The 9,622-nt window shown below is 71.9% G+C and carries 12 protein-coding genes; 5 read left to right on the top strand and 7 right to left on the bottom strand.

From position 1 onward, the window contains the following. Positions 1-189: 189 nt before the first annotated feature. From CCN42_RS36585 to CCN42_RS36570, 4 genes are all read right to left on the bottom strand, one after another. Positions 190-762 (bottom strand): transglutaminase domain-containing protein, encoded by a 573-nt coding sequence (locus CCN42_RS36585; protein WP_086741628.1) that lies wholly within the window; start codon positions 760-762, stop codon positions 190-192. Positions 763-845: 83 nt separating this feature from the next. Beyond that, a complete protein-coding gene (locus CCN42_RS36580; protein ID WP_086173316.1) occupies positions 846-1,916 on the bottom strand; it encodes a threonine aldolase family protein in 1,071 nt (356 codons plus the stop codon). Beyond that, positions 1,913-2,659, bottom strand: coding sequence for an SDR family NAD(P)-dependent oxidoreductase (locus CCN42_RS36575; RefSeq protein WP_086741627.1), 747 nt, complete (start codon positions 2,657-2,659; stop codon positions 1,913-1,915). The genes CCN42_RS36580 and CCN42_RS36575 overlap by 4 nt, the downstream gene beginning before the upstream one ends. Before the next feature lie 59 nt (positions 2,660-2,718). Then, positions 2,719-4,116, bottom strand: coding sequence for a DUF6421 family protein (locus tag CCN42_RS36570; protein ID WP_086741626.1), 1,398 nt, complete (start codon positions 4,114-4,116; stop codon positions 2,719-2,721). A gap of 231 nt (positions 4,117-4,347) precedes the next feature. On the opposite strand from CCN42_RS36570, the gene CCN42_RS36565 reads away from it, so the two are divergent. Further along, the gene (locus CCN42_RS36565; RefSeq protein ID WP_086741625.1) at positions 4,348-5,031 is read left to right on the top strand and encodes a glycerophosphodiester phosphodiesterase; all 684 of its coding nucleotides are present in this window, start codon (positions 4,348-4,350) and stop codon (positions 5,029-5,031) included. A 28-nt stretch (positions 5,032-5,059) separates the two neighbouring features. On the opposite strand, the gene CCN42_RS36560 is transcribed toward CCN42_RS36565, so the two are convergent. Beyond that, positions 5,060-5,599, bottom strand: a complete 540-nt coding sequence (locus tag CCN42_RS36560) for a GNAT family N-acetyltransferase (protein WP_086741624.1) — start codon at positions 5,597-5,599, stop codon at positions 5,060-5,062. 138 nt (positions 5,600-5,737) lie between these two features. On the opposite strand from CCN42_RS36560, the gene CCN42_RS36555 reads away from it, so the two are divergent. The 4 genes from CCN42_RS36555 (at position 5,738) to CCN42_RS36545 (ending at position 8,412) form a co-directional block, all read left to right on the top strand. Continuing rightward, complete coding sequence (locus CCN42_RS36555) at positions 5,738-6,130, top strand: VOC family protein (protein ID WP_086741623.1); 393 nt, start codon at positions 5,738-5,740, stop codon at positions 6,128-6,130. 159 nt (positions 6,131-6,289) lie between these two features. Next, a complete protein-coding gene (locus tag CCN42_RS45795; protein ID WP_281259561.1) occupies positions 6,290-6,415 on the top strand; it encodes a hypothetical protein in 126 nt (41 codons plus the stop codon). Between the two features lie 97 nt (positions 6,416-6,512). Beyond that, positions 6,513-7,277, top strand: a complete 765-nt coding sequence (locus CCN42_RS36550; RefSeq protein WP_086741622.1) for a VOC family protein — start codon at positions 6,513-6,515, stop codon at positions 7,275-7,277. An 82-nt stretch (positions 7,278-7,359) separates the two neighbouring features. After that, a complete protein-coding gene (locus tag CCN42_RS36545) occupies positions 7,360-8,412 on the top strand; it encodes an aldo/keto reductase (RefSeq protein WP_086741621.1) in 1,053 nt (350 codons plus the stop codon). Positions 8,413-8,431: 19 nt separating this feature from the next. Here CCN42_RS36545 and CCN42_RS36540 read toward each other — a convergent pair whose 3' ends face one another. Together CCN42_RS36540 and CCN42_RS36535 are read right to left on the bottom strand one after the other, a co-directional pair. Further along, positions 8,432-8,986 (bottom strand): MarR family winged helix-turn-helix transcriptional regulator, encoded by a 555-nt coding sequence (locus CCN42_RS36540; RefSeq protein WP_086173736.1) that lies wholly within the window; start codon positions 8,984-8,986, stop codon positions 8,432-8,434. Then, the coding region (locus tag CCN42_RS36535) for an FUSC family protein (protein WP_143662148.1) at positions 8,983-9,622 on the bottom strand (640 nt) is incomplete at its 5' end. The genes CCN42_RS36535 and CCN42_RS36540, both read right to left, overlap by 4 nt.

The following is a 9,622-nucleotide window of genomic DNA, read 5'->3' as shown; positions in this document are numbered from 1 at the left end:
GGCGCGCCCCTCTTCGCGCCCGGCGCGGTTCGCCCGACGCCGCCGCCGTGGCAGGGCCCGGCCCGGTGACTCCGGGCCCGGCTGCGCCTCAGGGGCGGACCGGTGCACGCGGGGCGGGGAGGCCGCCGACCGCGGCCGGCCTGCGGTGCACCGGGGTGAGCGCCGACGGGGAGCAGACGATCACCTGCCTCAGAGGGCGGTCGGCAGCGTCCGTGAGAGGTGGGCCCGGTCCGGGGCGGCCTTCAGGGCCCGCACGACCAGCGGGTGGGGTTCGGCATACAGGGTCGGATAGTCCAGCTCACCGGAGTCCGGGTCGGCCGTGAAGGCCAGGCCCTCGCCGGCGAGGGAGAACCGGGCGCCGGCGCCCGGCTTCCCGCCGCGCGGATCCAGCCGGTGCCAGGCACCCTTGAACCGGACCGCCACCAGCCCGTGGACCGCCTCGAACTTCTGGTAGCACAGAGCCGCGGGGATGTCCTCGGCGCGCAGCAGCGCGGCCAGCGCGTGGGCCTTGGCGTAGCAGATGCCGGTCCGCTGCGCGATGACGTCTGAGGCACGCCAGGTCACCCGGGGGTCGCCGGTGTCGGCGGAGTGCGGGATCGCGTCGCGCACGAACTCGAAGGCCGCTCGTGCATAGTCATACGAGTCGTCGACGTTTTCGGCGAGGTGTGCCGCCGTCTCCCGGACGAGGGGATGGTGATGGTCGATGACCTCGTCGGCGGCCAGATACGCCGACAGGTCGGGGGTGCTCTGGATCAGCTGCATGCCCGCAGAGCATAGGTATGCGATCACCCGACGGTCAATGACTTTTCAGGTGATCGCATACCTATGCATACTGTGAGAGGCGGTCAGCGCGCCATCTCCTCCTTGAGCGCCGCGAGGAACGCGTCCACGTCCTCCTCGGTGGTGTCGAAGGCGCACATCCAGCGGACCACGCCGGCCCCCTCGTCCCAGAAGTAGAAGCGGAACCGCTTCTGCAGGCGCTCGCTCACGTCGTGCGGGAGCTTGGCGAAGACACCGTTGGCCTGCACCGGGTACAGGATCTCCACGCCGTGCACCGCCCGGACGCCCTCGGCGAGCCGCTGGGCCATCTCGTTGGCGTGGCGGGCGTTGCGCAGCCACAGGTCCTTGGCGAGCAGCGCCTCCAGCTGCACCGAGACGAACCGCATCTTGGAGGCCAGCTGCATGGACAGCTTGCGCAGATGCTTCATCCTCCGCACGGCGTCCTGGTTGAGGACGACGACCGCCTCGCCGAACAGCGCGCCGTTCTTCGTACCGCCCAGGGAGAGGATGTCGACGCCGACCGCGTTGGTGAACGTGCGCATCGGCACGTCCAGCGAGGCCGCGGCGTTGGCTATCCGGGAGCCGTCCAGGTGCACCTTCATGCCGTGCGCGTGGGCGTGCTCGCAGATGGCGCGGATCTCGTCGGGCGTGTAGAGGGTGCCCAGCTCCGTGCTCTGGGTGATGGACACCACCTGCGGCATCGCCCGGTGCTCGTCCTCCCAGCCCCACGCCTGCCGGTCGATCAGCTCCGGCGTGAGCTTGCCGTCCGGGGTGGGCACGGTGAGCAGTTTCAGGCCGCCCATGCGCTCGGGGGCACCGCCCTCGTCCACGTTGATGTGGGCGCTCTCCGCGCAGATCACCGCACCCCAGCGGTCGGTGACCGCCTGGAGCGCGACGACGTTGGCGCCGGTGCCGTTGAAGACCGGGAACGCCTCGGCGCTCGCCCCGAAGTGGCTGCGGATGATCCGCTGGAGGTTCTCGGTGTAGGCGTCCTCGCCGTACGCGACCTGGTGCCCGCCGTTGGCCAGGGCCAGGGCGGCGAGCACCTCCGGGTGGGCCCCGGCGTAGTTGTCACTGGCGAAACCGCGGACCTCCGGGTCGTGATGGCGACGCGCGTCGGTCTTCGGGGGGTTCACGGCTTCTCGGTCAGCCACAGACGGTTTCCGTTCACTTCCGCGGCGGGCTTGTCCCAGACGCCGGCGATCGCGTCGGCGAGATCCTTGACGTCCGTGAAGCCCGCGAACTTCGCGTTGGGCCGCTCGGCGCGCATCGCGTCGTGCACCAACGCCTTCACCACCAGGATCGCAGCCGCCGAGGTCGGCCCCTGCTCGCCCCCGGCCTTGCGGAAGTAGTCGCCCATGGCCAGCGTCCACGCCTCGGCGGCGGCCTTGGCGGCGGAGTAGGCGGCGTTGCCCGCGGTGGGCTTGCTGGCGCCGGCGGCGCTGATCAGGACGTAGCGGCCGCGGTCGCTGCGCTGGATCGCCTCGTGGAAGGCGAGCGAGGTGTGCTGCACCGTGCGGATGAGCAGCAGCTCCAGCAGGTCCCAGTCGTCGAGGTTGGTCTTGGTGAAGGTCTCGCTGCCGCGCCAGCCGCCGACGAGGTGCACGAGGCCGTCGACGCGGCCGAACTCCTTCTCGGTGCGCGTGGCCCAGTCGCGGGTGGCCTCCAGGTTGAGCAGGTCGACCGTCTCCCCGGTGACCGTCGCGCCGCCGGAGGCGTACCGGGCCGCGTCCACGGCCTCGGCGAGCCGCTCCGGGTCGTTGTCGGCGCCGACGACCGTGGCGCCGGCCTCGGCCAGCCGCAGCAACGTCGCCCGCCCCGCGGGTCCGCCCGCACCGGCGACCGCGATCACCGCACCGCTGAGAGCCCCGTTCCCCATGTTCTTCGCCTCCTGAGCAGCGTTCTCGGTACGGCGGTCGCTCACGTCACTCCCGTTGCTCACGCGGCGATCCGCTCGACGCTGTCCGCCGTGATGCCGCGAGTCGACGCGATCACGTTGCGCAGCTTCTTGGACAGCGCCTCATAGAACATGCTCAGCGGAAACTCGTCCGGAAGCACGTCGTCGACGAGCTTGCGCGGCGGCTGGGTCAGGTCCAGGGCGTCCGGACCCTTGGCCCACTTCGAGCCCGGGTGCGGGGCGAGGTAGGTGGAGACCAGCTCGTAGCCGGCGAACCAGTGCACCAGCTTCGGGCGGTCGATGCCGTCGCGGTACAGCTTCTCGATCTCCGCGCACAGCTGGTTGGTGACCTCGGGGGCACGCTTCCAGTCGATGGACAGCTTGTTGTCGGTCCAGCGGACGACATCGTGCTTGTGCAGGTAGGCGAAGAGCAGCTGGCCGCCGAGACCGTCGTAGTTGCGCACCCGCTCGCCGGTGACCGGGAAGCGGAACATCCGGTCGAAGAGGACCGCGTACTGCACGTCACGGGCCTGCGGGACGCCGTCGGCCTCCAGTTTCACGGCCTCCTTGAAGGCGGTGAGGTCACAGCGCAGCTCCTCCAGGCCGTACATCCAGAACGGCTGGCGCTGCTTGATCATGAACGGGTCGAACGGCAGGTCGCCGTGGCTGTGGGTGCGGTCGTGGACCATGTCCCACAGGACGAAGGCCTCCTCGCAGCGCTTCTGGTCGTGGACCATCGCGGCGATGTCCTCGGGCAGCTCCAGGCCGAGGAGGTCGACGGCGGCGGCGGTGACCCGGCGGAAGCGGGCGGCCTCGCGGTCGCAGAAGATGCCGCCCCAGGTGAACCGCTCCGGGGCCTCGCGCACGGCGATGGTCTCGGGGAAGAGCACGGCGGAGTTGGTGTCGTAGCCGGCCGTGAAGTCCTCGAACTTGATGCCGCAGAACAACGGGTTGTCGTAGCGGGTGCGCTCCAGTTCGGCCAGCCACTGCGGCCACACCATGCGCAGCACGACCGCCTCGAGGTTGCGGTCGGGGTTGCCGTTCTGCGTGTACATCGGGAAGACGACCAGGTGCTGGAGGCCGTCCGCGCGGTTGGCGGCGGGCTGGAAGGCCAGCAGCGAGTCCAGGAAGTCCGGCACCTGGAAGCCCTCGTCCGCCCAGCGGCGCAGGTCCTTCACCAGGGCCGCGTGGTAGGCGGCGTCGTACGGGAGCAGCGGGGAGAGCGTCTCGACGGCCTCGGCGACCTCACGGACGGCGGCCTCGGCCCGGGCGCGCTCGGGGGCGCCGTCGGCCTCGAAGTCGATCGATCCGTCCTTGGACTGCCATGGCCGGATCCGCTCCACGGCATCCTTGAGCACGGGCCATGCCGGGTGCTCCACGACCCTGGCCACCGGAGGAACCTGCCCCTCCGCACCCACCTGCACAAGAATTTCCGTCATGTCCCATCCTCCGCTGGAGAACCTTGCGTAACGACACCGTACGCATATGCGGTTTCTCCCAGCAAGAGGAGGAGCGGGAAATTATCCTGCGCACCGCCATCGCCACCGAACTTTTTCCTGTCCATCACGTTGGAGGCAGCCGCTCCGGACTGTGCCTCGCACGTCCGGCGCTCTGCGGCCGCGTCCGCACTAGGCTGGCGAGCCTGTCCGTCGACAGGAAGCGAGGGAACCTTGAACTTCCTCACCATCGGTCATCGCGGAGTCATGGGCGTCCAGCCCGAGAACACTCTTCGTTCCTTCGTCGCCGCCGAACAGGCCGGCCTCGACGTCATCGAACTCGATCTGCATCTCAGCAAGGACGGCGCCCTGGTCGTCATGCACGACGCCGAGGTGGACCGCACGACCGACGGCAGCGGTCCCATCGCCGAGATGACGCTCGCCGAACTGCGCGCCCTCGACGCGGGCGACGGCGAGCGGATCCCGGTCTTCGAAGAGGTCCTGGACACGGTGAACACGCCGATCCAGGCGGAGATCAAGGATGTGGCGGCGGCCCGGGCGCTGGTGGAGGTGATCCGGCGGCGGGAGCTGACCGGACGGATCGAGGTGTCGTCGTTCCACGACGAGGCCGTCGCGGAGACGGCCCGGCTGCTGCCCGGCGTGCGCACCGCGCTGATCGCGAGCCGCTACGGCACCGACATCGTGGAGCGCGCCGTGCAGGCCGGCGCCCGCACGGTCTGCCTCGACATCCGCCGGCTCACCCTGGAGGTCGTCGAGCACGCACGCCGGGCCGACCTCGGCATCATCGGCTGGGTGGTGAACTCGCAGAAGCACCTGCGGCTGGTCCGGGCCCTGGAGCTGGACGGCGCGACCACCGACTACCCGGACATCAAACGCACCGGCCGCTTCACCGCGTGAGCACGCCCGCGCGGCGCGGCCAGGCGGCTCACACCAGCGGCTTGACCAGCAGCTCGAACTGAAGATCCGGCCGCTGCGGGATGCCGAAGCGCTCGTCGCCGTACGGGAAGGGCGACATCTCTCCCGTACGGCGGTAGCCGCGCCGCTCGTACCAGGCGATCAGATCCTCGCGTACGGAGATCACGGTCATGTGCATCTCCCGCACGCCCCAGGTCTCCCGGGCCTGCCGCTCCGCCTCCGCGATCACCGCCTTGCCCAGGCCGCCCCCCTGGAGCGCCGGGCTGACGGCGAACATGCCGAAGTAGGCGTACTCGCCGCGGTGTTCGAGCTGGCAGCAGGCGACCACGGTGCCGTCCCGCTCCACGGTCAGCAGCCGGTTGTCGGGCGACTTGACGACCTCCAGCACACCCTCCGGATCGGTCCGCTGCCCTTCGAGGATGTCCGCCTCGGTGGTCCACCCGGCCCGGCTGGCGTCCCCGCGGTACGCCGACTCGATCAGCGCCACCAACGTGTCCACGTCGGCTTCCGTGGCGTCGCGGAAGGTCAGTCCGGTGGTCGCGGTCTCCATGCGGTGGCTCTCCGATTCTCGGCGCGGCTCGGGCTCGGACGAGGGTAACCCCGCCGCTGGTGCCTGTCCGGCGATTCCCGCCTGCCCCGCGGCCCGAGCGGAGGGCGGGATCGCCGGACAGGCCCTAGGCTCCCGTGCATGGTGCATGTACTCGGCAGCCGGATCCTGCTGCGCCCCACCGACCCCGAGCGGTCCCGGACCTTCTACGGCGAGCGGCTGGGTCTCGCCGTCTACCGGGAGTTCGGCACCGGTCCGGAACGGGGCACCGTCTACTTCCTCGGCGGCGGCTTCCTGGAGCTCTCCGGCCGCTCCGACACCCCGCCCTCCCCCGCCGTACGCCTCTGGCTGCAGGTCGCCGACGTCCACGCGGCCCACGACGAGCTGCGCGCCGCCGGGGTGGAGATCGTCCGGCCGCCGGTGCGGGAACCGTGGGGCCTGGTCGAGATGTGGACCGCCGATCCGGACGGGGTGCCGATCGTGCTGGTGGAGATCCCGGCGGACCATCCTCTCCGGTACCGGCCGGGGATCTGACTTCCTGGACCGCGCTGTGGTGTGGCACGGACATGAGGTCCGGGCGCGAGGCGGTGCCGCAGTGGCCGAGCCCTCGCCCGGACCCAGCGACCTTCCGGTCTTCGCCGACGCCCGGGTCGACGACCGCGGTCGGCTGTGCGGGCCCGTATGAGCGTGAACATGTCCGGTACGCGCGTGACGGTGACCCTGGCCCTGTCGGACATCGGCGAGCCGGTCCGTGTGACGGTTCCGCGGGCCGCGGACACGGTCCCCGTCACCGAGGGCGGCGGCGTCCCGAACGGCTGAGCCCCGGCTCGGATGGCCGTCGGGCAGGGCCGGGGCTAGCGTGCTGGCAGGGACGCCCCGGCGTCCCCGCGCCCTGCCCTCCTGCGGAAGGAACGCCATGAAGCCCGACGCGCCGGTGACCGGTGGGCCCTGCTGGGCGGAACTGGGGACCAGCGACCTGGAGGCGGCCCAGCGGTTCTACACGCGGCTGTTCGGCTGGCGGCCCGAGACGGATCCGCGCCAGGAGGCGGGCGGCTACTCCGTCGCCCACCTCGGCGACGCGCCGGTCGCGGCACTCGCCCCGCTGTATCAGGAGATGCAGCCGGTGGCCTGGAACGTGTCGTTCGCCGTGGCCGACGCGGACGCCACCGCCCGGCTGGTCGAGGAGGCGGGCGGAAAGGTCGCGCTGGGGCCCATGGACGTGTTCGACCTGGGCCGTTTCGTCGTGGCCTTCGACCCCGGCGGGGCCGCCTTCCAGCTGTGGCAGGCGCGCGAGTTCGCCGGCGCCGGGGTGTTCGACGCGCCGGGCGCGCTCGGCTGGGTGGAGCTGCTGACCCGGGACCCCACGCGCGCGGAGCACTTCTACACCACGGTCTTCGGCTGGACGGTGCGCCCCTCGGAGCAGTACCCGCAGTTCGGTGTCGACGACGCCGACTTCGGCGGCATGATCACGATGGACGACAAGTTCCCGCACGAGGTGCCCCCGCACTGGCTGCCGTACTTCGCCGTCGAGGACGTCGACGACGCCGCCGCGACGGCGACCGCGGCGCACGGCACCGTCCTCATGACGCCCACCTCGGTACCCGAGGGCCGGCGGATCGCGGTGCTGCGGGACCCGCAGGGGGCGATGTTCGGGGTGTACCGGGCCTCCGGCGAGAGATGACGTGTCCCCCGCCGGGACTTGCCTTGGAGTGCGCTCCACCTCCTAGCGTCGACCGCACGAACTGCTGAGAGGGAAAAGCGACGTGCGGTACACACTGTTCGGCAGAACCGGTCTGCGGGTGAGCGAGCTGAGCCTCGGTGCCATGGTCATGGGCGACGGCCTGGACCACGGCTCCGACAAGGACACCAGCGCGCGGATCCTCGACGCCTACGCGGACGCCGGCGGCAACTTCGTCGACACCGCGAACATCTACGCCGGCGGCTCCTCGGAGCGGATCCTGGGCCAGCTGCTGGAGGGGCGGCGCGACGAGTTCGTGCTGGCCAGCAAGTACACGTGCGGAACCCGCGACGGCGATGTCAACGCCGCCGGGAACCACCGCAAGAACCTGGTGCGGTCGGTGGAAGCGAGCCTGGAGCGGCTGCGCACCGACCGGCTGGACGTGCTGTGGGTGCACGCCCGGGACAACTTCACCCCCATCGAGGAGGTGATGCGGGCCCTGGACGACCTCGTACGGGCCGGAAAGGTGCTGTACCTCGGCGTCTCGGACTGGGCGGCGTGGGAGATCGCCCAGGCCTGCACGCTCGCCGAGCTGCGCGGCTGGACGGCGTTCGCGGGCTCCCAGCTGCGCTACAACCTGCTGGAGCGCACCCCGGAGCGTGAACTGCTCCCCCAGGCCCGGGCCTTCGACCAGGTTGTGCTGGCGTGGGCACCGCTGGCGGCCGGGAAGCTCACCGGCAAGTACCTGCGGGGCGAGCCGGGCCGGCTCGGCCCGGCGGGCGGCAGCGCCGACCCGCGCGAGGAGGCCGTCGTCAAGGCCGTGGTGGAGATCGCCGAGCAGGGCGGCTGGAGCCCGGCGCAGGTGGCGCTGGCCTGGCTGCTGGGCCGGCCCGGCAACGTGGTGCCGATCGTCGCCGCCACCAAGGAGAGCCAGCTCGCCGACAACCTGGGCGCCGTGGACGTCCGGCTCGACGCGGACGCCGTCGCCAGGCTCGACGAGGTGAGCGCCGTACCCCTGGGCTTCCCGCACGACTTCGTCCGCGAGCCCCGCGTCACCCGGACCATCTACGGCGACCGGTGGACGGAGATCGACGAGCGCCGCTCCACCTACCGGCGCACCGCCCACGACGTGCTCTGAGCCGCACGCCGGGCGGGGCTCAGCTCCGCAGCCCGCCCAGCCGGCCCTCCAGCTGAGTGAGCAGATCGCCGAGCAGGCCGGCGAGTTCGCCCTGCTCGGCGGCGCCGAGTCCGGACAGCACGGCGCTCTCGTAGGCCAGCTGATCGGGCAGCAGACCGTCGACCAGCTCCCGACCGGCGTCGGTGAGGCGGACGTGGGCGACGCGGCGGTCACGCACGTCGCCGCGCCGCTCGACCAGGCCGCGCTCGGTGAGCTGCTTGAGCCGTTTGGTGACGGCGGCACCCGAGGAGAAGGTCTCCCGGGCCAGTTCGCCGGGTGTCAGCTCGTGGCCGGTGCGGCGCAGCGCGCCGAGCAGGTCGAACTCGGGGCGGCTGAGCCCCGCCCGGCGCAACGGGGCGTCCTCGGCCTGCTGGAGGAGGGCGGCGCAGCGGTTGACCCGGCCGATGATCTCCATGGGTCCGGTGTCGAGGTCCGGGCGGACGGCCCGCCACTGCCGTACGACGGCGCCCACGGTGTCGGCCCGCACGGCCTCACCGCTCGCTCCCGCACCCGGCCGCCCGTTCGTCCCCGTCATGGCCGTAGATCCTCCGTGCTGTCGTCCGCTGTCGCGCGGTGCGCCACCGGGCCGTCCGACGTCGGATCGTTCGCCGCCGGACCGTCCGCTCGCCGGTCCAGGACGAGTCCCCGGCGGCGTACCGTCTCGGCGAGCGTACGGTGTCCGGCCTGCTCGGCGCGCTCCACCCGGTCCTCGGGCGGGGTGCGCTGCCACCATTCGCCGGACGCGGCGTCGGCCGTGGCACGCAGCTCGACCAGTGCGGCGGCGAGCGTGCGGCGGGCGGCCTCCAGGGCGCCGGGCGCGGGGTGCGGTTCGGCGAGCAGCCGGGCGGCGCGCTCGCGGGCCCGCTCGGCGGCGGCGAGGGCGTGGCCGAGGCGGATGCCCGCGCGGCGGTTGGTGACCGCGGCGGCGGCGACGAGGCCGACCAACGCGCCGACGAGCGTGTCCACGATCCGCTCGGTGACCAGGTCGCCGGGGTCCTGGTAGCCGGTGAACTCGGTGATGAGCAGGGCCATCGGGGTCACGCAGACGCTGCCGAGCCAGTAGTTGCGGCTGATCAGCGCCTCCGCGCCGAAGCTGAAGGCGAGACAGCACAGGACGAGGGCGGCCGGGCCGAGGTGGGCGAGCGGGGCGACGGCGGCGAAGACGAGGACG

This window comes from Streptomyces glaucescens, from assembly GCF_002154375.1.
Lineage (GTDB): Bacteria > Actinomycetota > Actinomycetes > Streptomycetales > Streptomycetaceae > Streptomyces > Streptomyces glaucescens.
Note: the sequence above shows the minus strand (reverse complement) of the source record. Positions and strands in the feature narration are given on the sequence as shown.